The organism is Kitasatospora sp. NPDC015121 (genome assembly GCF_055562955.1).
The window spans coordinates 324,296-351,241 of sequence record NZ_JBVHEH010000007.1 but is presented as its reverse complement, the minus strand read 5'-3'; the positions used below and the strand labels follow the sequence as shown (position 1 = coordinate 351,241).

At 72.9% G+C, this 26,946-nt stretch carries 23 protein-coding genes and 5 pseudogenes; 10 read left to right on the top strand and 18 right to left on the bottom strand.

Going from position 1 to position 26,946, the window contains the following annotated elements; all coding sequences use genetic code 11:
- Positions 1 to 95: 95 nt before the first annotated feature.
- Positions 96 to 281: pseudogene (locus ACZ3J7_RS13325) on the bottom strand (MFS transporter); the annotation flags it as partial.
- A 139-nt stretch (positions 282 to 420) separates the two neighbouring features.
- On the opposite strand from ACZ3J7_RS13325, the gene ACZ3J7_RS13320 reads away from it, so the two are divergent.
- Positions 421 to 1,455 carry an Lrp/AsnC family transcriptional regulator gene (locus ACZ3J7_RS13320; RefSeq protein ID WP_465619968.1) on the top strand — a complete coding sequence of 345 codons (1,035 nt, stop codon included), beginning with the start codon at positions 421 to 423 and terminating at the stop codon, positions 1,453 to 1,455.
- A 161-nt stretch (positions 1,456 to 1,616) separates the two neighbouring features.
- Complete coding sequence (locus ACZ3J7_RS13315) at positions 1,617 to 1,751, top strand: hypothetical protein (RefSeq protein WP_465619965.1); 135 nt, start codon at positions 1,617 to 1,619, stop codon at positions 1,749 to 1,751.
- A 248-nt stretch (positions 1,752 to 1,999) separates the two neighbouring features.
- On the opposite strand, the gene ACZ3J7_RS13310 is transcribed toward ACZ3J7_RS13315, so the two are convergent.
- Together ACZ3J7_RS13310 and ACZ3J7_RS13305 are read right to left on the bottom strand one after the other, a co-directional pair.
- Positions 2,000 to 2,419 carry a hypothetical protein gene (locus ACZ3J7_RS13310; RefSeq protein WP_465619964.1) on the bottom strand — a complete coding sequence of 140 codons (420 nt, stop codon included), beginning with the start codon at positions 2,417 to 2,419 and terminating at the stop codon, positions 2,000 to 2,002.
- A gap of 138 nt (positions 2,420 to 2,557) precedes the next feature.
- A complete protein-coding gene (locus tag ACZ3J7_RS13305; protein ID WP_465619962.1) occupies positions 2,558 to 2,851 on the bottom strand; it encodes a hypothetical protein in 294 nt (97 codons plus the stop codon).
- A gap of 138 nt (positions 2,852 to 2,989) precedes the next feature.
- Between ACZ3J7_RS13305 and ACZ3J7_RS13300 the strand changes: the two genes are divergently transcribed.
- Positions 2,990 to 3,739 (top strand): transposase, encoded by a 750-nt coding sequence (locus tag ACZ3J7_RS13300; protein ID WP_465619960.1) that lies wholly within the window; start codon positions 2,990 to 2,992, stop codon positions 3,737 to 3,739.
- Between the two features lie 66 nt (positions 3,740 to 3,805).
- Here the strand turns inward: ACZ3J7_RS13300 and ACZ3J7_RS13295 are convergent, their stop codons facing one another.
- The 3 genes and pseudogenes from ACZ3J7_RS13295 to ACZ3J7_RS13285 all read right to left on the bottom strand — a co-directional run.
- The gene (locus ACZ3J7_RS13295; protein WP_279634032.1) at positions 3,806 to 4,345 is read right to left on the bottom strand and encodes an SMI1/KNR4 family protein; all 540 of its coding nucleotides are present in this window, start codon (positions 4,343 to 4,345) and stop codon (positions 3,806 to 3,808) included.
- A gap of 242 nt (positions 4,346 to 4,587) precedes the next feature.
- A pseudogene (locus tag ACZ3J7_RS13290) lies at positions 4,588 to 4,901 on the bottom strand (helix-turn-helix domain-containing protein); the annotation flags it as partial.
- A gap of 142 nt (positions 4,902 to 5,043) precedes the next feature.
- Positions 5,044 to 6,269 (bottom strand): annotated as a pseudogene (locus ACZ3J7_RS13285) (NF041680 family putative transposase); the annotation flags it as partial.
- Positions 6,270 to 7,039: 770 nt separating this feature from the next.
- Here ACZ3J7_RS13285 and ACZ3J7_RS13280 point away from each other — a divergent pair.
- Complete coding sequence (locus tag ACZ3J7_RS13280) at positions 7,040 to 8,764, top strand: RecQ family ATP-dependent DNA helicase (RefSeq protein ID WP_465619958.1); 1,725 nt, start codon at positions 7,040 to 7,042, stop codon at positions 8,762 to 8,764.
- On the opposite strand, the gene ACZ3J7_RS13275 is transcribed toward ACZ3J7_RS13280, so the two are convergent.
- Positions 8,707 to 9,348, bottom strand: a complete 642-nt coding sequence (locus tag ACZ3J7_RS13275; protein WP_465619957.1) for a GmrSD restriction endonuclease domain-containing protein — start codon at positions 9,346 to 9,348, stop codon at positions 8,707 to 8,709. The genes ACZ3J7_RS13280 and ACZ3J7_RS13275 overlap by 58 nt on opposite strands.
- A gap of 412 nt (positions 9,349 to 9,760) precedes the next feature.
- Here ACZ3J7_RS13275 and ACZ3J7_RS13270 point away from each other — a divergent pair.
- Positions 9,761 to 10,159: pseudogene (locus ACZ3J7_RS13270) on the top strand (DUF7919 family protein); the annotation flags it as partial.
- A gap of 135 nt (positions 10,160 to 10,294) precedes the next feature.
- Here the strand turns inward: ACZ3J7_RS13270 and ACZ3J7_RS13265 are convergent.
- Both ACZ3J7_RS13265 and ACZ3J7_RS13260 read right to left on the bottom strand, forming a co-directional pair.
- A pseudogene (locus ACZ3J7_RS13265) lies at positions 10,295 to 10,501 on the bottom strand (SMI1/KNR4 family protein); the annotation flags it as partial.
- A 231-nt stretch (positions 10,502 to 10,732) separates the two neighbouring features.
- Positions 10,733 to 10,924 carry a hypothetical protein gene (locus ACZ3J7_RS13260; protein ID WP_465619955.1) on the bottom strand — a complete coding sequence of 64 codons (192 nt, stop codon included), beginning with the start codon at positions 10,922 to 10,924 and terminating at the stop codon, positions 10,733 to 10,735.
- A 269-nt stretch (positions 10,925 to 11,193) separates the two neighbouring features.
- Between ACZ3J7_RS13260 and ACZ3J7_RS13255 the strand changes: the two genes are divergently transcribed.
- Together ACZ3J7_RS13255 and ACZ3J7_RS13250 are read left to right on the top strand one after the other, a co-directional pair.
- Positions 11,194 to 11,607 carry a hypothetical protein gene (locus ACZ3J7_RS13255; protein ID WP_465619953.1) on the top strand — a complete coding sequence of 138 codons (414 nt, stop codon included), beginning with the start codon at positions 11,194 to 11,196 and terminating at the stop codon, positions 11,605 to 11,607.
- Positions 11,608 to 12,286: 679 nt separating this feature from the next.
- Complete coding sequence (locus tag ACZ3J7_RS13250) at positions 12,287 to 12,739, top strand: DUF6191 domain-containing protein (RefSeq protein WP_465619951.1); 453 nt, start codon at positions 12,287 to 12,289, stop codon at positions 12,737 to 12,739.
- 582 nt (positions 12,740 to 13,321) lie between these two features.
- On the opposite strand, the gene ACZ3J7_RS13245 is transcribed toward ACZ3J7_RS13250, so the two are convergent.
- Complete coding sequence (locus tag ACZ3J7_RS13245; RefSeq protein ID WP_465619949.1) at positions 13,322 to 14,251, bottom strand: zinc-binding dehydrogenase; 930 nt, start codon at positions 14,249 to 14,251, stop codon at positions 13,322 to 13,324.
- 76 nt (positions 14,252 to 14,327) lie between these two features.
- Between ACZ3J7_RS13245 and ACZ3J7_RS13240 the strand changes: the two genes are divergently transcribed.
- On the top strand, positions 14,328 to 14,987 hold the full coding sequence (locus tag ACZ3J7_RS13240) for a TetR/AcrR family transcriptional regulator (protein WP_465619948.1): 660 nt from the start codon (positions 14,328 to 14,330) through the stop codon (positions 14,985 to 14,987).
- A gap of 238 nt (positions 14,988 to 15,225) precedes the next feature.
- Here ACZ3J7_RS13240 and ACZ3J7_RS13235 read toward each other — a convergent pair whose 3' ends face one another.
- Positions 15,226 to 16,833 carry an HAL/PAL/TAL family ammonia-lyase gene (locus tag ACZ3J7_RS13235; RefSeq protein ID WP_465619946.1) on the bottom strand — a complete coding sequence of 536 codons (1,608 nt, stop codon included), beginning with the start codon at positions 16,831 to 16,833 and terminating at the stop codon, positions 15,226 to 15,228.
- Between the two features lie 518 nt (positions 16,834 to 17,351).
- Here ACZ3J7_RS13235 and ACZ3J7_RS13230 point away from each other — a divergent pair.
- A complete protein-coding gene (locus ACZ3J7_RS13230; protein WP_465619944.1) occupies positions 17,352 to 17,555 on the top strand; it encodes a hypothetical protein in 204 nt (67 codons plus the stop codon).
- Between the two features lie 959 nt (positions 17,556 to 18,514).
- Complete coding sequence (locus ACZ3J7_RS13225) at positions 18,515 to 19,048, top strand: hypothetical protein (RefSeq protein ID WP_465619942.1); 534 nt, start codon at positions 18,515 to 18,517, stop codon at positions 19,046 to 19,048.
- Positions 19,049 to 19,165: 117 nt separating this feature from the next.
- On the opposite strand, the gene ACZ3J7_RS13220 is transcribed toward ACZ3J7_RS13225, so the two are convergent.
- The 7 genes from ACZ3J7_RS13220 to ACZ3J7_RS13190 all read right to left on the bottom strand — a co-directional run bounded on the left by ACZ3J7_RS13220 (position 19,166) and on the right by ACZ3J7_RS13190 (position 26,934).
- Entirely contained in the window at positions 19,166 to 20,461 is a 1,296-nt protein-coding gene (locus ACZ3J7_RS13220) for a hypothetical protein (RefSeq protein ID WP_465619941.1), read from the bottom strand.
- A gap of 192 nt (positions 20,462 to 20,653) precedes the next feature.
- Positions 20,654 to 21,769 (bottom strand): hypothetical protein, encoded by a 1,116-nt coding sequence (locus ACZ3J7_RS13215; protein ID WP_465619939.1) that lies wholly within the window; start codon positions 21,767 to 21,769, stop codon positions 20,654 to 20,656.
- Between the two features lie 288 nt (positions 21,770 to 22,057).
- Positions 22,058 to 22,633, bottom strand: coding sequence for a hypothetical protein (locus tag ACZ3J7_RS13210; protein WP_465619938.1), 576 nt, complete (start codon positions 22,631 to 22,633; stop codon positions 22,058 to 22,060).
- 71 nt (positions 22,634 to 22,704) lie between these two features.
- Positions 22,705 to 23,145: a hypothetical protein gene (locus ACZ3J7_RS13205; RefSeq protein ID WP_465619936.1), complete on the bottom strand. Its 441-nt coding sequence runs from the start codon at positions 23,143 to 23,145 to the stop codon at positions 22,705 to 22,707.
- A complete protein-coding gene (gene cutA / locus ACZ3J7_RS13200) occupies positions 23,142 to 25,535 on the bottom strand; it encodes an aerobic carbon-monoxide dehydrogenase large subunit (RefSeq protein ID WP_465619935.1) in 2,394 nt (797 codons plus the stop codon). Before cutA ends, ACZ3J7_RS13205 begins: the two co-directional genes overlap by 4 nt.
- Complete coding sequence (locus tag ACZ3J7_RS13195) at positions 25,532 to 26,047, bottom strand: (2Fe-2S)-binding protein (RefSeq protein ID WP_465619933.1); 516 nt, start codon at positions 26,045 to 26,047, stop codon at positions 25,532 to 25,534. The genes cutA and ACZ3J7_RS13195 overlap by 4 nt, the downstream gene beginning before the upstream one ends.
- Positions 26,044 to 26,934, bottom strand: a complete 891-nt coding sequence (locus ACZ3J7_RS13190; protein ID WP_465619931.1) for an FAD binding domain-containing protein — start codon at positions 26,932 to 26,934, stop codon at positions 26,044 to 26,046. Before ACZ3J7_RS13190 ends, ACZ3J7_RS13195 begins: the two co-directional genes overlap by 4 nt.
- Between the last annotated feature and the right edge of the window lie 12 nt (positions 26,935 to 26,946).

Here is a 26,946-nt window from a genome sequence, read left to right as displayed (position 1 = left end):
GTTCTTCGGTCGTCACAACCCGAATGCTGGACACCCTTCCTGCATGTCCGAAGCAGAACCAGCAAAGCCAGCTGACTTCGGAACTACTCGTCTAGCGCGCCTGCGCCCAGCAGCAGGGCGGCGAGCATCAGGGCGTACACATCCATGACCCACTGGAGGCCGGCGAACGAGGTGTGCAGGGATCCGGCCATGTCGGGCAGAGCGACCGTGACGATGGTGACGTCCATCAACAGCATGAAGGTGCCGAGACAGATCGCCGCCAACGGTAGCCACTTGCGCATGGGTACTCCTTCGGGAACGGGTGGTGCGGGTTATCGGACCCCTCGAAGATCGCGCCGATCGGCGATACGGGAAACTCAGACGGCCGCTGATCGCGGCTTTCGATACTCAGAGCCCGTGCCATGATGGATTCCGATGACGATGGATGAGCACGCACCCGGAGCGCCGCACCCCGGGAACCAGGAGCGCCCCGGCGGGCTGGACCGGCTGGACCGGCAGCTGGTGCAGGCGCTGATGATGGACGGCCGCGTCCCGTTCAGCCGCCTCGCCGAAGTCCTCGGCGTCACCGACCAGACAGTGACGCGCCGCTACCGCCGCCTGCGCGCCCAGGGCCTCCTGCGGGTGATCGCCCTGCCGGCGCCCGACCGCGTCGGCTACCACCAGTCGCGGCTGCACATCCAGTGCGTCCCTGGCGCGGCCGGCGCCATCGCCGACGCCCTGGCCCGGCGGCCCGACATCGCCTGGGTGAGCATCAACGCGGGCGGCGCCGAGGTCGCCTGCATGACCCGCTCCCGTAGCCGCCAGGAGCGCGACGCGCTGCTGCTCCACAAACTGCCGGGCACCCGCCAGGTCACCGGCGTCTCGGCCCGCACCTTCCTGCACATGTTCCGAGGCGGCCCCGGCGGCTGGCACCACGGCGACCTCGACCCCGACCAGCAGGCCGCCCTCAGGCGCCCGCCCGCCACCGGCCGCGGCACCCACCGGCTGGACGACACCGAACGCGCGATGCTCGCCGTCCTGGAACGGGACGGCCGGGCGGGCTACCCCGAACTGGCCGCCGCCACCGGCAAGTCGGAGTCCACCGTTCGCCGCCGCCTGGAGCACCTCACCGAGGAGGGCATCGTCTACTTCGACACGGAGGTGCTGCCCGCCACTCTCGGCTACCAGGCCGAGGCCCACCTCTCCGCCCAGGTTGCCCCCTCCGCGCTCGACGCCGTCGGCCGCGCGATCGGGGGCCACCCCGAAGTCCCGTACGCCGCCGCCACCACCGGCACCAGCAACTTGTACGCGGTGGTCCTGTGCCGCGACATCACGGACCTCTACGAGTACATCACCGTCAAGCTCGGCGCCCTCGCCCCGATCGCCGCCCTGGAGGTCACCGCCGTCCTACGCAACGTCAAGCGCGCCGGCATGCTGACCGACGGCACCCGCCTGTATGACCCGCCGAACACCTGACGCTGTCCACAGGAAGCTGTCGTCCGGCCGCTGCCACACGCCCGTCCCCCGCCAACAGCTGGGCGCTTGGCCCGCCGCTCCGATGGCTCTCAAGGAGACGACCGAGCACGGCGTGCCGGCGGACCGGCTCCGGTCCGGTTCACCCTGACGGGACCGCGGCGGTGACCGCGCCGGGCGGCGCGGTGCCGGCCGTCTTCGCCGAGTGGCGCGAGGAACAGCAGGACCTGGGGACCGAGAAGTCTGCGCAGAGCGCAAGGCCGCACACCCCCGAGGGCAGGGTGCTGGACGCCGAGTAGGCCTGCCTGGTGGCGGCCGTCGGCGGGATCCCTGACACCGACGCCGCCCAGTGGCAGCGCACCGACGAGGACGGGGAGGGCACCGGCCCGGGCAGTGCTACCGGGTTCGGATGCCCGCGAACGAGATCGCGGTGCTGGACAGCTCCGACCGTACAGCGGCCGTCCGGCGGGTCCGGTGCGACGGGGCGATCGGCGAGCCGACGTGGCCGGGCCCCGGCCGCGCTGCGCGGGGCCGGGGTTTTCGGAGATCAGCCGCAGTGGGTCCAGCCGGAGTACCAGCGGACGCCCCCCGCTTCGCCGCCCCACGAGATGCACGTGCCCTTGGCGCTCAGGGTCACCGGGCCGGCGTAGTACAGGTAGTAGCCCGCGTCCGGGGCGTCCTTCAGGTCGCTCTGTCGCTCGATGTTCACCCTCAGGTCGTACCGGGTGGTCCCGTTCGGGCTGCGCTTCCAGGTGACGGCGCAGTTGCTGGAGCCGTTGTAGAACAGGTAGACGTCGGCGACCGTGCCGATGGCGTGCTGGTCGATCAGGTAGTACCCGCTGCCGACGCTGTTGCAGGCTCCGCTGGGCGTCGACGCCGCCTGCGCCGGAGCAGCCGCGAACAGCGTTCCCGTCGTCATGCCCAGCACACTGAGGGCGAGCGCCGCTATCCGCTTCGACTTGCGCATGTCTCTCCGTTCGAACATCCGTACCGGCAGGTGCCGCACGCACGATAGCAGCGCCCAAGATCACCCGGCTACGCTCACCCGGCCCGACCTGCCGAACCTCCCGTTCTCCAACGCCCTTCCCACACAATCACTTGATACTCAGTCATCAAGCCCTGACGACCGGTCACCGAACGTGCTGCCCTCGATGAGGTCGCGGTACGTTCGAAGGGCCTGCGTGGGCGTGTAGTCGTCGTACAGGAGGCCGAAGTGCGGGAGCAGTCCCTCGGCGTGGCTGTCGGCGTCCTGCAGGGCGAAGAGCGAGTAGCCGTCGATGTTCAGCCCGTCGGCCAGGGCAGTCGCCGTCCGAACGACCGTGTCGAGCACGGCGTCCTGCCGCTGTTCGCTGCGACCCGGGCCGGTCGGCCGGCCGTTCTCGCACATCCGGATCGGCACGGTGTCCGGGCAGGCGTTTACTGAGCTCTTTCAGAGTGGCCACTGATCGGGTGACGGGCCAGCGTTCCGCAACGCACGAGGCTCCCGTGCCGTTGAGAGAGGTGTTAGACATCTCAACTCATCAACACAGGAGGCTCATTGGTTCCCCGTCCTGCCGCACTCGACCTGCCGCACGCCCTGGTCGAGTGGGTATCCATGCTCATCGTCACTCGTGAGGGTGACCGACGCTGCAAGCTACCGCCCCACCAGCGCGCCCTCGTCGGCTTGGTCTACCTGCGCCGCCACGACACGCTCGCGCAGATCGCCGCTGGCTTCGGTATATCCATCGGCACCGCCCACGCCTACGTCACGGCCGTCGTCGATCACCTGTCCCGACGGGCGCCCGGTCTGCTGCGGGTTCTGCGCGAGACGGATCCTGATCACGTCCTGCTCGACGGGACGCTCGCCGAGTGCGACCGGGTCGGCGACAGCCGGAGCGACTTCTCGCAGAAGCACCGTCGCCACGGCGTGAACGTGCAGGTCGTGGCCAATCCCACTGGCAAGCTGCTGTGGATCTCACCCGCGCTGCCCGGCCGCACCCACGACCTGACCGCGGCCCGAACCCACCGAATCATCCGGATCTGCGAACGCCAGGGCGTCCCCATCCTCGCCGACCGCGCCTACATCGGAGCCGGCCCCTGGGTGACCACACCGATCAGACGGCTCCCGAACAGGGACCTCACCACGACCCAGCGAACGATCAACCGGGCACTGTCGGCAGCACGGGCACCGGTCGAACGAAGCATCGCAAGGCTGAAGTCCTGGCAGGTCCTCCGCCGGGCCCGCTGCAGCCCCAACCGCATGACCGTCATCGCCGCAGCCATCCTCACCCTGGAACGTCAACGCTGATGATTCTCATTGCCGTTCCAGGATGAGGACGGATTGGCAATGCCCGTCATCCGGTCGGAAACCGCCTTACGACCAGACAAGCCGACCTTCGGTGAACCGACAGACCGGGTAACTTCCACCGGCGATCCTCGTCAGCGTCTCCGCCACGGAGTCGAAATACTGGGCCATCGATTCGTACTCGCCCGTAGCCGTGACCCCACCCACGAACCAGCGGCCGACGCGGCCGTCCCGCACATCGATGAACTTTCCCATCCAGCCGTCCTGGTCCGACAGGAACGGGATCCACTCGTTACGCCAGAACGGGTAGTCGGGCTGGTCCGGAGGGTCGAATCCACCGGGCATGGAGCGGTTCGCGTAGAGCCTCTCCATCGCCCGGATGCCCAGAAAGAAGCTCCCCTCGTCGGGGAACCCGTCGAAGCCGCAGCATGCCACGTCGTAGTCGACGTCTCCCTCTGGCAGATCCAGATTGTTCTGCAACAGCCACGTCCGCAGATCCCCATGCAGAGAGATCCCCATCCGTTCCTCGGCTGCCGCGAGCATCTGCTCCGTAGCGGGCCCTGGCAGATCTGCGTGATCGGCCGGCGCGTGCTCCCGAAGAAGACTCATCACACGCGACCAACTCTCAGTCACACTCATCGCCCTCTGCCCTTTGTCCTCTACGGGTATGTCTCCGTCCGACTACGCCACTGCGAAGGTTGGGAAGTATCGGCCGGAGAACCTTGCAGGGATGGTACTTCGAGCGTGCGTGGCATCCCTTCCCACGATCAACAACCCACTGTGCCCGGCGGGGACAGCCGAGGAGCTTCCAGGACTCAAGCGAGGGCCGGGCGTTATCCTGGGGTGGCGAAGCTGAAAACGCTCACTGTGCGGTCGCGGACCGGGACGAGGGTGCCGTCCACGATCCACAACCGCTCGGTGCCCGGAGCCGGCCGCCGCACAGGCTTCAGCGCCGGCAACGGGCCCAGGCGCCGCACGACGCGGCACACCGTCGCCGTCGAGACGCCGCACAACGGCGCCAACTGCCGCATCGTCAGGTTCGTCCGGTAGTGCACCGCCACCAGCAGCACCCGCTCCGCCAACGGCGGACACCACGACCTACCCCCACCGGGCCCGCTGCCGCCCCTTCCCGCACCACCTTCACCAGGCCCTCGAACTGCCGCATCCGCAGATCCGTGAACGTCTCCACCCACAACGCCTCAACCCTCAGCACTCCACCCGTACGGGAGAAATGCCCCGATCCCAGCCTTACGGAACAACCTTCAGTTTGATCTTCAACCTGTGCGGCGTGGGCGAGGGTTGCTGAACTAGGGTTTCTTCTTCAGTGACGGCTTCGCGGGGTCGGTCTTTGCGGCGGTGTGGACGTCGTGGCGTGGTGTCGGGTGGGTGTTCTTGCGGCCGGGAGGTCGTCCGGGGCCGGGGCGGCTGGGTTTCGGTGCATTGGCCGGGCAGGCGGTCTTCGGGCGGAGGTTTCGGAATCCGCGTCGAACGCGGGCCGGGGTCAGGCGTTCGGGTGGCGAGGGCTTCTTCCGGGGACGGCGGAGGTCGGCCGCGAGCGGTCGGGCGAGCCGGAGTTGGGTGTAGGCGGCCAGGATCAGCCAGGTCCAGCGGTCGGCCGCTTCGGGAGTGCGGATCTTCGGGCGGGTCCAGCCCGGGGTCTGCTTGAAGAGCCGGGAGGTGTGCTCGATGTCGAAGCGGCGGAGGAAGACCTGCCAGAGGCGGTCGGTGTCGGCGGGGGCGGCGTCGGTGCCCGACCACCACAGCCAGACCGGCTTGGGGGTGGCACCACTGGGCAGGTGGTCGACTTCCAGGCGGATCACGGTGCCTTCGATCACCGGCAGTTGGCCGTCTTGTGCGGCCCAGGAGGAGCGGTGGGTCAGCCTCGGGTGCAACCGGTCCCAGGACCGTGCTCTCGCGGTGCCGTGGAGCCGGGTGTCGGTGACGGTTTCGGTGTCCGGGGCGCCCCAGGTGGCCGGGTCGCCGAAGACGAACTCGCCGCCGTGGCGGGGCGGACGGCCCCTGGTGCCGGGAAGCCGGGCGGGCATGTCCTGCGCAGGACACGGTCCGAGCGCGTCCTGGCCGGCACCTGCACGGGTAGGTCCTTCAGGAGGAAGGCCAGGCGCGGGGCGTCGTAGCCGGCGTCCGCGACGATGAGCACCTCCGGGTCTCCCGGCTGCCACTGGCCGGCGGCGATCAGGCGGTGGACGAGCTCGCGCAGTTGCCGGGCGGTGACGGTGGCGGCGTCGTCACCCGGTGCCAGTGTCAGCGCGTCCAGCGGCGCGGTCCACCAGGTGCGGCCGGGCTCGAGGGCGGTGACGACCGAGTAGAACCGGCCCGGGACGGGGATGTGCTGGTCTTTTCCGCGGCCGTAGGTGTGGCGGAGGATCCTCTGCGGTGAGGTGTGCGCGTCCGGCCGCAGCGAGCACGTGATGTCCACCGCAAGGACCAGCCGGCCGTCGGCGGCCCGGGGCCGCGGCACCGCCGCGAGCGCCTGCCGCAGCCGGTCGGCATCGAGGCACCCGCGGGCCAGGGCGTATCGTGCCGCGGGCGGCGGCCAGAGTGATCCGGCCGAAGCAGACCACGTTCTTCAGCTTCCTCTTGACGCCGTCCTTGGTAGTGGCAGTATTCGTGGCCGTGTGGGCCTCGGGCCACAGGTTGCCCAGGTCGCACGGGCCTCGGCGAGTTCCAGCGCGACCAGGTGGTCCTCCTCGTAGGAGGAGGTGGACGAGCGCACTGTCGCGCGCCAGCTGGAGATGCAGATCATGGACGGGGCGGTCGACTGTGTCACGTCCGGGTTGTACGCCCCGGGGGTGCAGGCCGGATCGGGCAGCGGCAGGTAAGACCGGGAGCAGGTGCTGGTCGGTGTGCGCGGTGCCGGTACCTGGGCCGAACAGGGGGCCGTTGAGGGCCAAGGCCAGGGCGGTACGGGTCGCGGCCGAAATCCGAGTAGCCGAAGTGGTCGAACGCGTGGAGCGTCTCCGGGAGGCGGGGTCTCGGCGCACGTCGCTGCGGCCGCGTCCATCACCCCCCCACGCCCGCTACAGGGGTAGACCACAGACGGTGAATTGCCTGTCGGCCGCAGTCCGGCGTCGTCCGGCACCTGCGGATCGGTCGCCCGCCAGCGTCGGCTGCCGATCACGACGTGGTGGCTGTCAGGGATGGGCTCGCCCTGCTCGCTCCTCGCCGTTCCGTCATGGTCGCGCACCGGGGCACCGGGCACGCGTCAGTTCGTCCTGGCGGGGTACCCGCACGCCGTCCCCGAACCGGCCGGCGTGCGGTCCGGACTCGAACTCAAGGAGCAACATGGCCACTTCGTCGGCACGGCGGCTGCAGCAGAGCGCACGGGAGGTCTTCGGCTGGGAGCGGCTGCGGCCGCAGCAGTTGCTGGCGATGGAAGCGGTGATGGAACGGCGCGACACCCTGGTGGTGATGCCCACCGGGGCCGGCAAGTCGGCGGTGTACCAGGTACCCGGGCTGCTGATACCCGGCCCGACGGTCGTGGTCTCCCCGCTGATCGCCCTCCAGCGCGACCAGGTGCAGGGCCTGCTGCGCCGAGCCGGCACGGACGCCGCCGCGGTCAACTCGGCCAACAGCGGCCGGGAGAACGCGGCGGTGTGGGACCGGATCAGCGAGGGGGACCTCGACTTCCTCTTCCTGTCCCCCGAGCAGCTCGCCAAGGACGAGGTGGTCGAGCAGCTCGCCGCCGCCCAGCCGGCGCTGTTCGTCGTCGACGAGGCCCAGTGCGTGTCCTCCTGGGGCCACGACTTCCGGCCCGACTACCTGCGACTCGGCCAGGTCATCGACCGGATCGGCCGACCGCCGGTCCTGGCCCTGACGGCCAGCGCCGCCGCGCCGGTGCGGGCCGACATCGTCGCCCAGCTCGGCATGCGCGACGTGCGCGAGGTGGTCACCGGCTTCGACCGGCCCAACATCCACCTGGAGGTGGTGCCGTTCCAGGACGCGGCGGTCAAGAAGCGCGCGGTGGTGGAGCGGACGGCGGCCGAGCCCAAGCCGGGGCTGGTGTACGCGGCCACCCGGCGGGAGGCGCAGGAGTACGCGGCGGAGCTCGGACAGCTCGGCTTCGATGCGGCGGCCTACCACGCGGGCCTGCCCGCCGCGGAGCGCGCCGCCGTCCACGACCGCTTCCTGGCCGGCGGGTTGGACGTGGTGGTGGCGACGTCGGCGTTCGGGATGGGCATCGACAAGCCGGACGTGCGCTTCGTGCTGCACGCGTCCGTCCCCGGCTCGCTGGACGCCTACTACCAGGAGATCGGCCGGGCCGGGCGGGACGGCGAACCGGCCCGGGCGATCCTCGCCTACCGGCCGCAGGACCTGGGCCTGCAGCGGTTCTTCGCGGCGGGCCGCCCGGACCCGGACACCGTCACCCGGGTGGCGAGCACCCTGGCGGACCACGACGGGCCGGTCCACCCCGGCGACCTGCGGGCCGAGACCCGGCTGACGGCGAGCCGGCTGACCGCCGTGGTCAACCTGCTGGAGCAGGTCGGCGCGGTGGCCACCACCGAGGACGGCGACCTGGCGCCCACCGGTGACGCCGACCCGGCGGACACCGCCCGGGAAGCGGTCGAACTCGGCGACGCACACCAGCAGCTGGAGCGCTCCCGGGTGGACATGATGCGCGGATACGCGGAGAGCACCGGCTGTCGGCGCCGCTTCCTGCTGGGCTACTTCGGCCAGACCCGGGAGGCGTCCGACAGCGGATCCTGCGGCTCCTGCGACCGCTGCGAGGCGGCCGAGCTCTCCCAGCAGGGGCCGGCCGGCGGCCCCGCCGTCCTGGCGGGCACCGGCGGCCCGCTGCCCGGGCCGCCCACCCCGGACGGCGATCCGGCCGGCTCCGCCGACGACCGGCACCCGTTCCGGCCGGGCGCGTTGGTGCGGCACGAGCACTGGGGCGAGGGCGCGGTGATGAACGAGGAGGACCGCCACCTGACGGTCCTGTTCGACAGCGTCGGCTACCGCACCCTGTCGCTGGACGTGGTACGTGAGAACAACCTGCTCACCGTCCGCTGACGGGGACGCCGGGGCGGCGATCTCGGGCTTGAGGGCATGGGTGCCCGTGACCGGGACGTGGTTGGAGAAGTCCTCGGTGGCGTCCTTGCCGCCGTCCAGTCGGTCAGGTGGGTGCAGCGGTAGGCCTCGGCCGGCGGCAGGCACTCCGCGACGTCCTTGTCCGCCTTGCTGCGGTTGGACTTCGCGGACACCGCGATCAGCGCCCTGGGCTCGTCCAGGGCGCTGGCGTAGGCCTGCCGCTGCTCCGCCGACCGTTCCGAGGCGCCGGAGTCCCAGGCCTCGGCGAGCGGCACCACGTGGTCCACATCCAGGGCGTTGGCGTCCTGCAGCACCACATCGTCGTAGCGGCTCACCCACACACCGCCCGACGAGGAACACTCCGCGCCCACGAACGGCGCGCTCGCCGCCTCCGCGACCAGCACCTCCGCCCGGGTCGAGCAGCCGTTCCCGTCCGCGTCGATCCAGTGCCGAAACGCCGTACGGACACAGCCGGTGCGGTCCTCCCCCACCCCCGGCAGCCCGTCGATCCCCCCGTACAACGTCGTGGCGACCCGCTTCCCCGCCGCACAGTGGTGCCCGGCCACCCGACGGGACGGGAGCGGCGAGGCCGGGGGCGGACACGGCCCGCGCCGGGGCGGTAAGGAGTGCGGCCGCCGCGATGACGGACAGAACGGTGGCAAGGGCAGAACGGATGCGCACGGAACCTGCCCTACAAGGGTTGAGAGGGGTTGTGACGTCCGGGTCAACCCCCGTGGCTGGGAAGGGTTTCGGCCACCTGCCGACCTCACCCTATCGAGGGGGGCGGCGCGCTCACGGGCTGCCGGGTCCGGGCGAGTCGGGGTGGCGGCTGATCATGGCACCCGTCGCGGGACGCCGGCTGCGGCCGAGCCCTCTGCCGGGACGCCCTTGCGACCACCGCGGTGGGAGTGCTGACAGCCCGGCCTGATCGGGCGAACGCGTGGGTGATAAGAACTGGCGGTGACATCCTACGAGGACATGATCCCCTACTCCTACGGGGATGTCGGGGACTGCTTCACCGACCAGACCGCCGGCTACCGGTTCCTGACGTTCGAGCCCGCGGATGAGCGCTTGGACGTCGGCTGGCTGTCGGGCCGTCAGCCGTGGACTTCCGGTACCGTTCCGGAGGCGTTCGCGGAGAACCTCACGGCGGTACTCGATCTTCAGGCCGTCAACGTGATGCTGGGCCTCCAGGAGTGCGGGCTCTGCTCGACCCTGGATATGCGTTCCCACGAGCCGCTGCCGGGAAATCAGCGAAGCAGCGCAGGCACCGGCGAGATCCGCGTCCCGCACAGGCCGGGAATCGTCTTCGCCGCGCCGGCACTGATCGGCCACTACGTCATCGACCACGGATACCGGCCACCCGCCCCGTCCATCGACGCGGTCCTCGCGTTCGATCCGGCGCACGCCGCGCCGGCCGAGTACCCGTGGGTCCACTTCCCCCGGGTCCCCGAGGAGAACCGCGCCGTGGGCGTCACCGGGGCGCAGGTCGACGATCAGTCCGTCGCCACTGGGGTTCAACGCGATCGGCATGAACTCCCGCAGGTAGCGGCCCTCGGGCCGGCCGCTCTCGTCGAAGCGGTCGCCTTCCTGCTCCGCGACCAGCAGCCAGATCCCGCGGGTCCCCAGGGCCTCGTCCAGCGAGAGCGGGGCGAACGCCGCCGGAATCCAGTAGTCCGCGCCGACATCGGACAGGAGCCACCAGGCCCGCAGGTCCACGGGCAGGGGCAGGCCGAGGTCCGCCTCGAACGCGTTCGGGCGCGCCGCATCCGACGGCGGCCTCACCGGTCCTCGCCGGGTATGCGTGACGTGCCAGGCGCCGATGCGGCTTCAGGAGGCCGGGATGTCGTGGTCAGCCGTTGTCATGACGGGCAGTCTGCCTCACCGGGGTGTCAACGGCCGACGCTGCGCGACACTCCCGGCGAGCGAAGCTGCCGGTAAGGAAACAGCTCACAGCGCGACGGGGAGGGGGTCAGCGACCAGGGCGGCGAACTCCTCGGTAGTGAGAGCGCGAATGCCCGGTTCCTCGGCCTCGGCGCGCCTGGAGCCGGCGACCAGGAGGGTGGTGCGCTTGGAGGCGGAGGAGGGCTTGCCGCCGGGTTGAGGTCGTGTGCGGGACCGGCTTCCGTCGGCGCCGGACACCGCCCGGTATCTGCGGCACGCCGTTCCTGCCGCTCCCCCGCTCCGGGCCCGGAAGGGCCCGGAGCGCCGACCGGGCGCACCGCGGGTCGGCCGCATACGCCGTGCGGCAGGCGATGCCGCAGCAGGACGTGGTCGCGCAGTTGGGCGTCAGGGCTTCAGCTGGCGGGACGCAGCGCGGAGCGGCGGGGTCGGCCAGTTGTGGGTGGTTCGAAGCCTGACGCTTAATGTCATATTGACGATAATCGTCGCCGGGGGCTACCGTGCCGGTCATGACGGTGAAGGTGGTTCTGACGCGCGACAGCGTGTGCATGGGGGACGACTGCCATGCGCCGCACCAGCAGGACGGTACCTTCCACGGTCCCGTCACCCTGGGCGAGTTCGTGGCCCGGGTGGCCGGGTATCCCCTGCGCATGCGCGGTGCCCGCTGGGTGATGTTCCTCGGCTGGAACGGTGCCGAGGGCGCCCCGATCGCGGAGTTCTCGCCGGAGTGGGACGAGCCGCGCCTGATGGCCGGAACGGATCCCCTGACACCCCTGGAGTCCCTCGCTCCCGCCGAGGGCGACCTGAGCTTCTTCTTCCAGTACCACCCGGGCAGCGTCCCCCTGGCCGGGCCGCCCGACCCCCCGCGCGGCCTCGCTCCACTCGCGGGACGGCTCGCCCTGTGGCTCGCCGAGCGCCGCTGAGACACCCCATCGGCCCTGATCGCGACGAAGCATGCCGAACAGCCGCACTCCTCCGGTGACCGGGCGGGCCCGGCCACCGGAGGAGGGCGCGGTCAGGGCGCGGGAATGTGGTCGGCGACGAGGACGGCGAACTCCTCGGGGTGAGGGCGGGAATGCCCGGTTCCTCGGCCTTGGCGAGCTTGGAGCCGGCCTTCTCGCCGGCGACGAGCAGCGTGGTGCCCTGGAGACCGGGAGGAGGATTTGCCGCCGCCCTGCTCGCCGAGTTCGTTCGTCTCGTTGCGGAACAGGGCGGCCGGCGCCCCGCTCATCGAGCCGGTGACGACCACGGCCTCGCCGGCCAGCGGGCCACCAGCGCCCGGGGCTTGAACGCTCCCGGCGCCCTCGGATGCCTCTGCCGCCGGCCCGGGGGCGGTGGGCTCGGTGGCATGGGTGCCGACGCCGAGGTTGGCCGGGCGATCCAGCAGGGGGTCAGTTCGGCGGCCACGACGCAGGCCTTCTCCGTGCCGATGCCGGGGACCTGGGCAAGGACATCGGTGTCGGCGGCGCGGATCGGGGCCATCGAGCCGAAGTGCGCGGCGATCGGGCGGGACATGGCGCGGCCGGCGCCCCGTACGCCCGGCGCGCAGAACACCCGGCCACGGGGCCGGTTGCGGGTCAAGGTGAAGATGTCCGCCAGGTCGTGGCTCCGGCCGGCCGCAAAACGGCCAGGAGGCGGCGGTGGGTCGCTGCCGCGGCCCGGTGGCTCGTCCTGGTCAGCGCCCTCCTGGCCTCGATCGCCTTCGCGGCCGCACTGGCCCGGGTCACCCTGGTACCCGTGCCCGGGGCGGTCGGCCACGTCCACGACCACCTGCGGCCCGGCCATTCGCTGCGCCACTACCTCCTGCACGCCACCGTGCTGGACGCCGTCCGGGAGGAGGCCGGCGGCTTCGCGGTGGCCGGTGAGGAGAGGCAAGCGCTGCTGTCGGCGGGCGAGCGGATCGAGTGGGAACGGCGGCGGATCGAACTCGTGCTGCACGACGACGAGCACGACGGCGCCCCGAAGCGGACGGGTGTCGACCCGGCCGGGCTCGTGGAACGACTGTGCGACCGGAGGGTCGGCCGCGGAAAGCTCCGCCGTCCCCGGCCCTGGTGAAGAGGACGGCCCGTTGAAGGTGACGGGGAGGTTGCGTCCGGGAACGTCCCGCTCGCCCCGCCTCCTTCCTTCGGGGATCGACTTGGTTGCGGACCGGCTCCGCGCACCACCGGAGCGTCCCGGGACGATGAACGAGCTCTGAAGGGAGGCGCGGGCCGAAAACGGAATCCCGGCAATCCACTTCGTCGGCACGCGGCCCGCCGTCGGCGTGGCAGGGGCATGCGCGTACCGGGGGTGGTGAGAGCACCTGGGCGCCGCCGAAGTCCAGGGTCGATCCGTACGCGGCGATCCGCCTTGACCCGCGTACCGGGCGGTCGAACCGCGCTCTCATGCGGACGCACGGAGTCGGCATCCTGACGGTGCGGGAGGACCTGGAGTCGACGCGGCTGGATCCGCCGCCGGCCGACCGGATGCTGCGGGCTGCCCCGGACGCCCCGCGCAAGCAACGCCACCCGGCGAAGCGGATCTTCGACCGGCTGGCGCACGAGCTACGGTGCCGACGAGGTCTCGTACCGGATGGTCCGCGGCGCCGGGCGCCGTCGGCGCAGGCCCTGACCGGCGCGAGGCGGGACGGCGCGGCGGTCACCGCACGTCGAGGACGGCCTTGCCGTGCAGTCCGCCGTCCGTCAACCGTCCGATCGCGTCGGGGGCGGCGTTCCAGTCGGCGCGGTGGGTGATCCCCGGGTCCAGGTCGCCCGCCGCGACGCGGGCGGCCAGCCAGGTAAGGTCCGGACCCAGGTCCGGGCAGGCCAGCAGGAAGAACGTGGCGATGGTGCGGTCGTGGCGCCCCTGGTCGCCGTAGAACGCCCCGTGCGGGAAGTCCTCGCCGCCCTGCGTGGCGTGCCCGACCGAAACGAGCGTGCCGCCCTCGGCGAGCGTCCCGTACGCCTCGACCATGCGCGGGCCGCCCACCAGGTCGACGACGCCGTGCACCGCGGCGCCCGCCTCCTCCGGGCGCCGCACGACGCGGTGCGCGCCGAGGCCGCGCAGCAGTTCCCCGCTGGCCTCCGGGTCGCTCGTGGACGCCACGACGTGCGCACCGCCGAGCCGGGCGAGCTGTACGGCGTAGCGGCCGACGCCGCCGGTGGCGCCGGTGACGAGCACGGTCCGGCCGAGCAGCGGTCCGATCCGGTGCAGGGCACGCAGCGCGCTGGCCCCGGCGACCGGGACGGTGGCGATCGCGCCCGGGTCCGCGCCGGCCGGGACCAGGCCGAGCAACGCCGTGTCCACGGCCCGTAGTTCGGCCCAGCCACCGGACGGCATGAGGGTGACGACCGGAGTCCCCGCACGCGGCCCCGTGCCGTCCGCGGCGGCCCGCTCGACGATGCCGGCCGCATCCCAGCCGAGCACGGTTCCGTCGGGCGCGGCGGCCAGTGCGTGGACGACCTCGCCGGGGTTGAGGGATGTCGCGGTGATCCTGACGAGGGCCTGGTGGGGGGCGGGCTCGGGGTCCGGTGCGGTGGCGAGCCGGATTCCGCGGGGAGCCGAACGGTCGACGACGAGTGCGCGCATGGCAGACCTCCTCATGAAAGTGCCACTGAGAGGCATAAGCCTATAGGAGGCATTCGCCCTTCGGTACACTGGAGGCATGAGCACCGACGCCGACGCCGCCCGCCTGCCGCTGCGCGAGCGCAAGAAGCTCCGCACCCGCCAGGCCCTGGTCGACACCGCACTGGAGCTGTTCGGCGAGCGCGGCTTCGACGACGTGACGCTCGATGAGCTGTGCGACGCGGTCGAGGTGTCCAAGCGCACCTTCTTCCGCACCTTCACGAGCAAGGAGGACGTCGCGATGGCGCCCACCCAGGACCTGTGGGCGGCGTTCCTCGCCGACCTGGAGGAGCGCCAACCGGCCCGCGGCCAGACGGTCTTCGCGTTCCTGGAAGGCGCCCTGGCCCGGGCCGTCGACACCGTGCCCGGCGAGGGCTGGACGGCCAACGTGCTCGCCAGCCGCCGCATCGCCGCCGAAACCCCGTCGATGGACGCGCACGGCCTGGCGTTCTGCGACCGCACCACCGTCGCCGCACTCGCCGTCCTGTCCCGGCGGTTGACCCTGTCGCCCGGTGACGACCTGCGGGTACGCCTCGCGCTCGACATGCTCGTCGCCGCGTTCCACCGTGCCCTCGACGGCTGGACGGCGCGGAGCGGCCGTGGCGCGCACACCCGCGCCGAGCTCACCGCCCGGCTCCGAGAGGCCTGCGCGGCACTGCCCGGGGCCCTGACCCTCCCCGCCCACCCGCACCGGGTCTGACCGCGCACGGGCTCCACGACCGGCGGTGACCACGAGCGCGAACGGACCGCCGTCTGCTCACGCCCGGTCGACGCAGGCAGCACCAGCGGCCCGCCCCCTTCTCCTGGCGCTCGCTCGAAGACCGCCACCAGCACCCCACCGGCCGCGTGACGAAGCCGCGGTCGCTCCTGCGCCGTCCCTCGTCGCAGGACGGCGCAGGAGCGAGCGTCGGAGGGGAGAGCCAGGTGACCGAGTTCGTTCAGGAGCTGTGGGGACGCAGCTCGCCCCGACCGACGAGGGCGGTCGCGGTTTCGAGGTCGGGTGTCATCCAGCGGTCGTCGCCGAGGGCGGCGACGTGGTCGCGGAAGCGGTGGTGGAGTTCGGTGGTGGCTTTGGCCATGGGGAGTTCGCCCATGAGGGGGCGGGCCAGGTCGATGCCCTGGGCGGCGAGGAGGAACTGGACGGCCAGGACGGTGTCGGCGCGTTCGAGGTTGTCGTCCAGGTCGCGGGCCGATGCCATGGCCATCGTGTTGTGGTCCTCCTGTCCGAACTTCTCCGGCCGGGACAGTACGCCGGCGGGCGCCGCCCGCACCTGCATCTCCGGGATCAGTGCGGCACCGACGGTCTGGACCTGCACCATGCCGGAGTTCAGGCCGACCGGCGGGGCCGCCAGGTTGTCGGGCAGCCCGTAGCTCCACTTCGAAGCGATCAGCCGCCCGGAGAGCTCGTGGCTGAGGACCGCCACATCGGTGATCTCCGCGTTGAGGGTGTCGATCGCGTGACCGATCCGAGCGCCGTCCCAGTTGCCGCCCATGACGAACTCGTAGCCCCCGGAAGGGCGTTCGAACACCAGTGGGTTGGAGGTCGACGCGTTCGCCTCTTCGCCGATGATCGCCTCCGCTTCGGTGAGGGTCTGGCGGGCGGTCGCGACGATGTGCGGTGCGGCGCGCACCGACACCGCGTCCTGGACGCGGGGAGAGCTCTCCCCGAACTGCTTCCGCCCCTGTTCCGTCATCCAGGCGCTGTCCCGGGTCAGTGCGCGCAGGCCGGCTGCTTCCGCCACTTCGGCGGGAAAGCGGCGCTCGTCGTGGGTGCGTTCGTCCAGCGAACTCGCCTCCGCCCGGGTCGCTTCGAGGAACAGGGCGAACGCGCCGTCGAACTGGTCGAGGAAGGTCTCGGCCCGGCCGACGGAGGCCGTGTAGCGCGCCGTCAGCACGCTGCTCCCACTGATCAGCGGGAGGGCTTCCCCGGTCTCCAGGCCGAACGCGGGCGACAGCCCGGCCCGGTCGAGGACGTCCTTGGTGTCACCGGGCGGCCCCCCATGGAGCCGCGCCCGTCCCGCCTCCCCGGTCAGGACGAGGCCGGCGGCCGCCATGGGTTGGAGGTCACCGGTGCCCAGGGAGCCGATCGAGGGCATGACGGGTGTCACCCCGGCGTTCACCAGGGCCAGCATGCGCTCCACCGTCTCGGGGCGCACGCCCATGTGTCCGCGGGCCATGGTGTTCGCCCGCAGCACCAGTGCCAGGCGGGCCACCCCTTCCGGGAGTTCGGCGCCCGTCCCGGCCGCGTGGGAGCGCAGGATCCGCCGTTGGAAGTCCCGTTGCTGTTCGTCCGTCAGCGGGTGGTCCTTCAACGGGCCCAACGCCTGGTTCCAGCCGTAGACGCGCTGTCCGCCCTCCAGTGCGGCCAGTGCGCCCGCCCGGACCTGACGCATCCGCTCCGCGGCGGCCGGAGCGAGGCGCAGCGGTCCGGCCGCTCCTCGCAGGACGGCCCTCATCTGCTGCAGCGTCAGGTGCTCGCCGTCGATCAGTACGTCCGGGGCGGTGGAGGAGCGCGTCGTGGACGGGGCCTGGGCCCGGGTGGGCACCAGAGCCGCTCCTGACACGAGCGCGACGACGGCGGCCATGACCACGCCCGCCCGGACGGCGTAGCGGGCTCGTGCACCCGTCGGCCTGGCCGTAGCGGCCGGTGCTCGGGCGGGTGCGTCCGAGGGCTCTGCCCCGGGTCCTCGGGAGAGGGAGGAAGGAGGATTCACCCTGCGACCGTAGGGGCGGGCGACGGCGTTTCGGCTCCTCTCCCCTTTCGTACTTTTCGTGGCGCCCGCGGGCCGGACCGCAGGGCGCGGGTGCCGGGCCGCCGGGCCCGCTCACGGGCCCGGCGGCCCGGTGGTGGTGAGGGCCCACCCGCCGGGGCAGTGCAGGGCCGGCAACCGGGAGTGGGGTGGGCGCTCGGTCCGCCGCGGTCGTCGGGGGCGGACCAGGGCCATCCGGCGTTCGGAGATCTGGCGCACGACGACCGCCGCGCTGGTGGTGCTGTCGCCCTTGCCGTGCGCTTCCACGAGGAGGCTGGGCCCGGCCCCCCGCCGAACGCGGCACAGACGAACTCGTGCGCGGCGAAGAGCATCTCGGCAGCCGATTCGAACTCGCCGCGGGGGTGGCGTGTGCGGTCGATGGAGCCGAAGAGGGGGCGCAGCGCGCGGAGCACCTCGACGAGCACTTGGTGGTCGCGGCCTCGTGCGCCGCTGAAGCCGGGCTGCAGGTGGGGCGGCATCATGCCGGGCCTGACGTCGTGCCCGTGGTGCGCCGGTGAGAAGTCCGCGGTGAACCGCAGCGCGGCGGCGGCAGCGGTCATCAGGGAGGCGGCCAGTCCGAGGGCCGCCGCGGATTCGTCCCGGTCCCCGCGGGCCGTCCCACGCCGAAGAAGCGGTGCTGCTCACGGGCCGGCGCACCCCATCTCGGTTCCTCGGGGCAGGGAGCGGCGCGACCAGCGAGCCCTCGTACAGCACCGAGATCTTCTCCCGGACGTGCCGGAGGTCCTGGCCGGCCGTGGCCAGCAGGTTCGCTTCCGGCCCCGCCGCGGCCATCAGTCGGGCGGTTCCTCGGAGTTCGCTCCGGCACCGGGGCAGGAGCTCGGCAGCGGAAGGAGGATCCGCTCGGTCGTCCTGCTGATCACCACGGGCACTCCTCGTCCTGCCGCGGCTGCGGGCGTCCCCGGGTCGCGCCGAGGGCGGGCGGAGGGCCGTTCGGGAACCGACCCCGCCCGGGAATTCCTTCCCATCGTCACCCGTCGAAGTCCCGTTTACCAGGGGCCCGGGGGTGGTTTACCGTTAAGTTCCACGGATGCGTTAACACGCTGGTACGGGAGTGCGCCGACAGGCCCGAGAAGGACGCGATCGCGGGGGCGGGAGGACGGACCAGGCCCGAGAAGGACGCGATCGCGGGGGCGGGAGGACGGACCAGGCCCGATTCGGCGAGGCACCCGGGCGGCCCGAATCCGGAGCACGGCGTTTTCGGACAATGCCACGAGGCGGTGCGTCGAAAAGGAACAGCGTGTCCCTTCTGGACTTTTTCGGGCGTGCCCGCGACGCGCGATTCCCCGGAGACATCAGTCGCCTTTCCCCGGCCCATCCCTTTCGTCCTGAATTCCTCCTGTACGTGTCTCCTCGGGGGCTGCGAGGCTTCGTGGAACCTTTCCGCAGCGCCGCGGACGGGGAGCCTCCCGTCCCGGCACGCAGCCCAAGGAGTCAGTCCGTGAAGACGCTTCGACACGTGGCACGCATCGCAGCCCTGGCAGCCGTGTGCGCGCTCGGCCCGCTGGGCCCCGGGCCCGCCTCGGCCACCACCTCCTCGGCCCTGGTGGAGTGCACGGGCCAGTCGGTGAGCCAGTACTCGCCGCCCCTGACCAACACCCCGCAGGCGACGACGATCGTCAACCAGGGCCGGCTCGGCCTGGCCGCCTCACCCGGCCTCTGCGTCGCCGTCGGCACGACCGTACTGTCCGCGCAGTACGACGAGACCATCAACAACCCCTCCCAGTCGTGCACCACGACACCCTCCACGCTGAGTGGAACCCGGGTCTTCACCTGGGACAACGGGCAGACGAGCACGTTCTCCTACACCGTGACCCTCACCACCGTCAACGGCACCAGCGCGTCCGTCCGCAGCGGAACGATCACCGCCGGCCGCTTCTCCGGCCACCAGGCCGAACAGGTCACCCTCTTCCCCACCCTCGACCCCACCGCCTGCGCCACCACCGGCGTGGCGACCGCCTCGTCGCAGACCACCCTCACCATCCAGCCCTGACCGCACCGTCGAACCGCCACCGCCGAACGCGAGTCGACCGTGCAGGGCATCGACCGGCCGACACGGATGACGGGGCCCGGTACCCCGGAGGACCCACGTGCGAGGGGGCGTTCGGCGTCAGGGGACGGGCCGGGCGATCGCGAGGAGCGCGCGTGCCACTGGGTTGCCCCGGTGCGGTGTCAAGGACGCCCGCATGATCGCGGCCGCGCGGTCCAACCGCTTCGACCTGATGCCGCTCCTGGCGGCGGTGAACTCCCGCCAGGAGGCACAGGCGGCTTCCAGGTGGCCGCGTTCCAGTTCGAGTTCCGCCTGCCGTGCGAGCACCAGCGCGCGTGACCTGCTCTCGTGGAGCGGCCGGAGCCGGGTGGCCTCCTTGAGCGCGGCCAGGGCGCCCCGGGTGTCGCCGAGGTGCCGGCTGAGGGCGGCCCTCTGGTGGGCGAGCGAGGCGCGGTTGTACGCGCCGACGAGCGGGGCCGGGAGTGCTTCGGCCCGGCTGAGGCTCAGCTCGGCGACGGCGAGCCGTTCGAGGCTGGACTTGCGGTGGCCCGTCGCGGCGAGGCAGACCGCCAGTTGGCCGTTGAGGAACGCCACCGTGCCGGGCCCGCACCGGGCGCCCGTGTCGACGGCCGCCTCGGCCAGCCGGCAGGCCTGCGGGTAGTGGCCGAGGTAGCGCGCCTGGACGCTGAGGGCTCGCAGGGCGATGGCCAGGGCCCGGCTGTCCGCGGCCTCGTCGGCGAGGGAGGCACTGAGCCGGTAGTAGTGCTGCGCCGCTCCGTGGAGGCCGACGTCGAAGTGCAGGAACCCGCCCATGTAGGCGAGCTTGGCCAGCTCGGCGAGGAACGTGCTGCGCACGGCCGGACGGCCCGGGGAGTCGGTCCACGGAACCGCGACGCCGTGGAAGAAGGAGACGAACGCCTGCTTGGCGGTGCCCCCTCCGAGGGCCTGGTCCGCCCGTGACACCAGGTCCGTCATGTCCCGCACCGCGGTCACCTGCTCGGTGCCCAGTCGCCGCCCGACCGGGGCGTCGGCCCGTGGTCCGCGGGAGCGCCCGCTGAGGCCGAGCGGGACGTGGCGCAGGGCCTCCAGCGCGTAGAGCGGGGAGGCGGGCGGACCCACCGGAGCGGGGTGCGCGGACAGCGGTCCGGCCGGCTCGCGCCTTCGGGTGAAACCGACCTCCGCGACGGTCACTTCGCGCCCCAGCCCCCGGCTGAACGCCTCGGCCACGAGCAGCTGCACCCCCGCCCTCGGAGAGGATCCCGCGAGCCACTGGGCCACGGACGGCCGCCGGTACCTGAGCAGCAGGCCGTTCTCCGCTCCGAGCGCGTTGACCTTGGCCGCCAAGCCGTCGCCGGTCCATCCGGCCTCCTTGAGCAGCGCCCTCAGCAGCGTGTTCTCGGAGCGCGAAGAGGGCATGTGGAGGTCCTCCCCGGGCGTGTCGTAGCGCAATCCCCTGCCGGCGCGGGCCCGGAGGCGGCTCTGACACGCCCTATACCAGTAGTCGTCGCGGTGGCACTCCATGGAACCACCACGGAAGGGCGGCTCACCAGTGAACGTCCTCCGCCGTCCGGCCGTGGAGTGCGCCAAGGCCGGACGGCCGGATCGTGTTCAGCGGACGGTGGTGGGCGAACGCTCGTGGATGTCCGTCCTGACGTCGGTGCGGACCCGGCGGTGGACGACGCTGAGGGGGCCGAGCCCCGAGAGGACCTCCAGCACGCCGGTCACCGTGAGAGCCGCCGTCGCCCGTCCGGTGGTCGCGGCGCCGGACCCGATCAGACCGACGGTCGCCGCCCGGGCGAGCTCCTCGGGCAAGAGGTCCGCGAGCGAGCAGACGGCCCGCGGCCGGGCGGGGCCGGCCGGCTGCGGGCCGGGCAGGGACCCGACGTCTCCCACCAGGAAGGTCAGGTCGCTGGCTTCGACCACCGCCCTGCCGGTCCACCACGCGTCGGACGTCGAGTAGCACCACTGGTCGGGGTGCTGGCCGCGCAGCGCCGGAAAGCGCTCCCGCAGCGCGCGCAGCAGCGCAGCGGCCTCCTCGACGACGGCGCAGCCGCTGACGACGAACGCCACCCGCGTCTCGTCCTCGACCCGCAGGTGCGCGACCGCGTCGAGCGTGCCCACCTCCACGACCGCCCCGCTCGCGACGGGCATCCGGCCGGTCCGCACCCCACGGCTCCCCCGCGCACCGGGGGCGAGCAGGAGTACGGAGTCCCCGCGCTCCAGGTAGGAGGTGATGGTCTCGTCCGTCGCCGCCGCGGCCCGGCACGCGCTCCGGCTGCCGGGCGAGGACCGCCGGGGGGCGGGCACCCACCGGGCTCCGCCCGGATCGGCCGGGCAGGGAGGGGGGAGCAGCCCGACCAGCGCCCTGCGGGTCCTGAGGGCGGCGCTCCACCGGTCGACGGCCTCCTGGGCCGGGCGGGCCGTGGTGGCCGTACCGGCCGCCGCGACGCCCACGGCCCGGCCGTCGAGGTCGAGGTAGGTCGTCACCGCCAGTCGTCCGGAGGACGCCGGTCCGCCCGTCGCGTCCAGCGGCTCGACGGGCGTCGAGCCGAGGTCGCGGACGACCGCCGGATGGCCCTGGCCGATCAGCCATTGCGCGACGAGGGGGGCGGCGGGGCAGGCGACCGGCCCGCGCACCGGGTGGGTGAAGGCGCTGGCGACGATCACCTCTCCTCCGGGCGGGACCGGCAGGTGGAAGGCCTCCGAAAGTCGCGACCTGTTCATGCGTTCATACCTTCGATTGTCCGTCTCGCACTGCGGATCAGGATCGATCCGCACCACGGGTTCGAAGCGAAGGCGGGTGCGGATGACCGCCCTCGACGAAAGGGTGAAAAACAGTCGTTCCCCCACACCGGGTCGGTGTTTCGTGTACGAGGTTGTAGCCTGCCGCTCGGCGGGACGGACGCGTCCCCGGACGCCCCGGACGCCGCGTTCGCGCCGGGGCCGGTGGGGGCCGGGCTGCGGTCAGCCCGGCCCTCACGCGACGCGCTCCGGGGGTCGTCCCGCCGGGATTCAGGGGGTGGAGAGGGTGAAGGTGATGGGGCCGGAGGTGGTGGTCAGCCCTGCGGGGGTGAGGCAGGCGGTCAGGTCCGTGCTGGCGAGGACGATGGTGTTCACGACGGCGGCGCCGGTGAAGTCGCCGCTGGTGACGGTGCCGGTGAGGACGAGGACGGTGACGCCGTCCGGGCGGGCCGAGACGCCGCCGGTGAAGGTGAAGTCCGAGGGGGTGGTGCCGGAGTCGGACCAGGTCAGCCTGCCGGTGCCGGAGGAGTTGCCGCCCGCGCAGGTGAGCGGGCCGGCGCCGGAGAAGGTGATGGTTCCGGAGGTGTGGTGCAGGTCGAGCGAGACGCAGCCGGCCACGGTGCCGGTGGAGGACAGGGCGACGACCGGGTTGGGCGGCGCGGGCGGGAGGGACGGCAGGCGCAGTCCGGGGGTGTAGGTGATGGTTTCCGCGCCCAGGGCGCAGGACACCAGCGCCGGGGTGGCCGCCGCGGGGCCGGCCGTCCCGTACAGCAGGGCCCCGGAGAGGGCTGCGGTCAGGGCGGCGGCCAGGGCGGTCGCCTTGCGGGTGGTCCTGAGGGTGCGCACGGTGGTCTCCTTCGGTGCGGTGGAGCGGGTGTGCCGGGCTCCGGTGCGGAGTCCGGCGGCGGTCGGTGGTGTCACCGGCCGAGCGGTGAGGGCTTCGGGGCGGGAGTCGTCGCTGCGGCCGCGTCCGGTGGGCGTGGGCCGGTGTTCTCCGGCGGGTGGGCGGGCCGGGGCCGGTCGACGAGGGCGGCGACCTCGAAGCCTGCCGTGTGGATCACGACGGTCAGTGTCAGGTGGTGGGTGTCGGAAGGCGGCCGGAAGGTGATGACGACGCCTTCGTCGCGGGGCCGCCCGTCCTGCGGGACCGTCGACAGCCGGTAGTCCCCGTGGTGCCGGAGGTCTCCGATCCGCTGTGTGGTGCCGGGCCTGGCCACCGCGGAGGCGACCAACCTCCAGCCGGCACCCGCGCGGGTGTGCAGGAGCACCCGGTGGACGGGGGGCTCGGCCAGGTGGGGGATGTGGAGCGCGAGTTCGAGGGTGGGTGCCGGGGCTCGCGCGTCGGTCCCGGGGGTCACGGACGTGCTCCTGGACGGGTGGTCGCGGCCGGGTGGGGTGCTGTCCTCCTGAGGTGGTGGAGCGTGTCCGGCAGCAGCGGCACCCGGTCGATCGGGATGCCCTCGGCGTCCTCGACCGCGGAGGCGATGACGCCGGCGACGGGTATGACGCCGGCCTCCCCGACGCCCTTGGCGCCGAGCGGGTTGAGCGGTGTCGGATGGCAGAGGTGCTCGATCTCGACGGAGGGGAGGTCCGCGGCGCCGGGAGTGAGCAGGTCGGCGTAGCTGGTGGTCAGTGGGGTGCCGTCCCGCGCGTAGACGATGCGTTCGAACAGCGCTCCGGCGATGCCCTGGGCGGTGCCTCCGCGGATCTGTCCCTCCACCAGGGCGGGGTTGAGCGGGGTGCCGCAGTCGTGGACGACGACGTACCGCAGGACCGTGGTGCGCGCGGTGTCCGGGTCGGTCTCGACGACGGCCGCGTGCACGCCGTAGGAGCAGGTGGCCCTGGCGGGTGCGTGGTACGCGGTGGCGTCCAGCCCGGGGCCGCGTCCTGCCGCCAGTGCCGGTCCTTCCGCCGGTCGGGCGAACTGCGTGGCGGCGGCGGAGGGTTCGTCGAAGGAGTAGCGCAGGGGATTGGCGAGGACCGCCGTGTCCGCCAGGGTCAGGGAGTCCGGGCGCGCGGGGTCGGTGAAGCCGACGCGGCCGTCGCGGATCGTCAGGTCCGCCGGTGCGGCTCCCAGGTGGTCGGCGGCCGTGCGCAGCGCCTGCTCCTTCACCTGGGCGGCCGCGGCGGCCACGGCCGAAGCGGTGACCGCGGCGGTGCGCGAGGCGTACGTGCCCGCGCCGTAGGGCACGAGGTCCGTGCGTCCGGTCTCGACGGTGACCTGGGACAGCGGGCACCCGAGGTACTCGGCCGCCACCTGGGCGAGGACGGTCTCGTGGCCCTGTCCCTGGTTGCCGGCCGCGGTGGACACCCGGACCGCGCCGGTGGGACCGACGGTGACCCGTGCGCCTTCGTAAGGTCCCAGGCCGGCGGCTTCGACGTAGCAGGCGATGCCGATGCCGAGCCGACGGCCCTCGCGGGCCGCCGCCGCGCGGGTGGCCGGGAAGGCGTCCCAGCCGATCAGGGAGCGGGCGCGTTCTAGCGCCGCGGGGTAGTCGCCGGTGTCGTGGACCAGCGGGCCGCCGTCCTGGTACACCAGTCGCCGGTCCAGCGGCATGGCGTGCGGCGGGATCAGGTTGGTCGCGCGGACGTCGGCGCGGTCGAGCCCGAGGCGGCGGGCGACCGCGTCGAGGGTGCGCTCCATCACGAAGCTGCCCTGCGGTCGGCCCGCTCCACGGTAGGGGGTGACGATGGCGGCGTTGGTGTAGAGGCTGCGGAACTCGAAGCGGTAGGCCTGCGGCAGGTACGGTCCGAGCAACTGGGTGGCCGTGACGTGCGGCACGATGATGCCGTACGGGGTGTAGGCGCCGGTGTCGTGCAGGAACTCGACGTCCAGCGCGGTGATCCGCCCGTCGGGGAGGAAGCCGACACGGACGTCGTGGATCTGGCCCCGTTCGTGGCAGGACGCGACGAGGTTGTCCGCGCGGTCCTCGATCCACACCGCGGGGTGGTCGAGCCGGACGGCGGCCCAGGCCGTCAGGACGTCCTCCGGCCACGGGTGGACGAGCTTGCCGCCGAAGGCCCCGCCGATGTCGGGGGTGGTGCACAGGACCCGGTCCGCCGGCAGCCCGAGGAGGGAGGCGACCGCGGCGGCCACGCCGTGCGGCGCCTGGCAGCTGCTCACCAGGTGCAGTTGGCGCCGCGGCCCGTCCCAGCGGGCCAGCGCGCCCCGCGGTTCCAGCGGAGCCGCGGTGCTGCGTTCGACCCGCAGGCGCAGGCGCAGGCGGTGGGCGGATCCGGCCATCGCGGTGGCGGGGTCGCCGCTGCTCTGGCTGTGGTGGGCGGCCGTGTTGCCGGGGACGTCGGCGTGGACCAGGTGCTCCGCCCGGGCGGCCTCTTCGAGACCGGTCACGGCCGGGTGGGGGCGGTAGCGGACGCGGACCCGCTCGCAGGCGTCCTGGGCGAGGTAGCGGTCGGCCGCCACGACCATCGCCACGGGCTCGCCCGCGTAGCGGACCCGCCGGTGGGCGAGGACGTGGCCGGTGCGGGGGTGCGTCAGGTCCTGGTGGGGGATCAGCAGCGGAAGTCGGCGCCGCATGGTGGGCGGCAGGCTGGCGAAGGAGGCGGCGGCGTGGACGCCGGGGAGCGTGAGCGCGTCGGTCAGGTCGACCTCCTCCACCTCCGCGGCGGCGTGGGGGCTGCGGACGAAGGCGCAGTGGTGGGCGTGCGGGTCGAGGTCGTCGACGTAGCGGCCCCGTCCGGTCAGGAAGCGGTGGTCCTCCGCTCTCGGCGGGCGCGATCCGATCACGGGCGTGGTCCTCCTCCACTCGGGGGCGGGGCGTGCGGCGGCGGGTCGGCGGCGGCCAGCACCGCTTCGATGACGGGCTGGTAGCCGGTGCAGCGACACAGGTGGCCGGTGAGCGCGTGGCGGACCTGGTCCGCCGTCGGCCGGGGGCACCGGCCGAGGAGGTGGGTCAGCGCGATCAGCATTCCGGGGGTGCAGAAACCGCACTGGAGCGCGTGGTGGTCGCGGAAGGCCCGCTGCAGGACGTTCAGCGAGCCGTCCGGCGGGGTGAGCCCCTCGACCGTGGTGACGGCGCGTCCGTCGGCGGCGACGGCCAGCGTGAGGCAGGAGCGGGCCGGACGACCGTCCAGCAGGACCGTGCAGGCGCCGCACTGACCGCTCTCGCAGCCGACGTGCGTGCCGCGGAGAGCGAGGTGTCCTCGCAGCAGGTCGCACAGCAGGAGGCGGGCCGGCACCTCCCGGGCGGCGGGACGCCCGTTCACCGTCAGCCGGACGGGGTGGACCTGTTCGTTCACCGGCTCCTCCCGGCGGCCGCAACGGCGTCGCGCGTCGCGGCATCGAGCGCCCGGCGGGCGGCGACCGCCTCCAGGTGCAGGCAGTACTCCTCCGAGGCGTGCGGCACGGGGCGCGGGTGGGGCGTCTCCCGCGTGCGGGCGGTGAGCGCGTCGCCGCCCGGCACCACGGCGGCGGTCACGCTGCGCCCCTCCCGCGCGCGGGTGAGGTCGACGAGGCGGGACGGGGATCGCACGCCCCACTGGCACAGCACGGCCTGCTCGACGGTCCCGGCACGACCCACCCGGACGAGCGCCGCGGCACCGGCGAGCGCCCGGTCACCGTGTCGGCCGCCGAATTCCACGACGGCGGTTCCGGCCCCGGGCGGCGCCGGCAGGAACTCGACCTCGCTGATCAGCTCGTCCGGGGCGAGCCGGTCCGCCGGGTCGGCCGAGAGGTACGCGGGCGCGGGAACGATCCGGTGCCCCCGCGCCGACACGAGGTGCACGCGGCCGCCCAGGAGCCGCAGGACCGCGGGGACCTCGGCGGCGGGGTCGGCGAAGGCGACGCTGCCGACGGTGGTTCCCTGCGCGCGGACCGCGACAGGCCCGATCAGGGCCGTCGCGGCGGCCAGCAGCGGAGGCACCCCGGAGCGCGCGTCGCAGATCGTCTGGTGGCGCACGGCCGCGCCGACGGCCAGGGCGCCGTGCTCCCCCCGCCGCAGGCGGGAGAGCTCCGGGATCCGGGTGATGTCGACCAGGTGTCCGGGGCGCTCCAGCCGTGCGTTCAGCCTCGGGAGGAGGCTCTGCCCCCCTGCCAGCACGCGGGCGTCCCCCGCGTGCCGGGCCAGCAGTTCGGTGGCGTCGCCGACCGTCCTGGGGCAGTGGTAGACGAAGGGCGCCGGCCTCATCCGGTCGCCGTG

Bases quoted from the DNA above. Each gene is read 5' to 3' on its own strand.
- ACZ3J7_RS13320 (WP_465619968.1), top strand. From the start codon at position 421: ATGGATGAGCACGCACCCGGAGCGCCGCACCCCGGGAACCAGGAGCGC.
- ACZ3J7_RS13310 (WP_465619964.1), bottom strand. From the start codon at position 2,419: ATGCGCAAGTCGAAGCGGATAGCGGCGCTCGCCCTCAGTGTGCTGGGC.
- ACZ3J7_RS13295 (WP_279634032.1), bottom strand. From the start codon at position 4,345: ATGAGTCTTCTTCGGGAGCACGCGCCGGCCGATCACGCAGATCTGCCA.
- ACZ3J7_RS13280 (WP_465619958.1), top strand. From the start codon at position 7,040: ATGGCCACTTCGTCGGCACGGCGGCTGCAGCAGAGCGCACGGGAGGTC.
- ACZ3J7_RS13255 (WP_465619953.1), top strand. From the start codon at position 11,194: ATGACGGTGAAGGTGGTTCTGACGCGCGACAGCGTGTGCATGGGGGAC.
- ACZ3J7_RS13245 (WP_465619949.1), bottom strand. From the start codon at position 14,251: ATGCGCGCACTCGTCGTCGACCGTTCGGCTCCCCGCGGAATCCGGCTC.
- ACZ3J7_RS13240 (WP_465619948.1), top strand. From the start codon at position 14,328: ATGAGCACCGACGCCGACGCCGCCCGCCTGCCGCTGCGCGAGCGCAAG.
- ACZ3J7_RS13220 (WP_465619941.1), bottom strand. From the start codon at position 20,461: ATGCCCTCTTCGCGCTCCGAGAACACGCTGCTGAGGGCGCTGCTCAAG.
- ACZ3J7_RS13215 (WP_465619939.1), bottom strand. From the start codon at position 21,769: ATGAACAGGTCGCGACTTTCGGAGGCCTTCCACCTGCCGGTCCCGCCC.
- ACZ3J7_RS13190 (WP_465619931.1), bottom strand. From the start codon at position 26,934: ATGAGGCCGGCGCCCTTCGTCTACCACTGCCCCAGGACGGTCGGCGAC.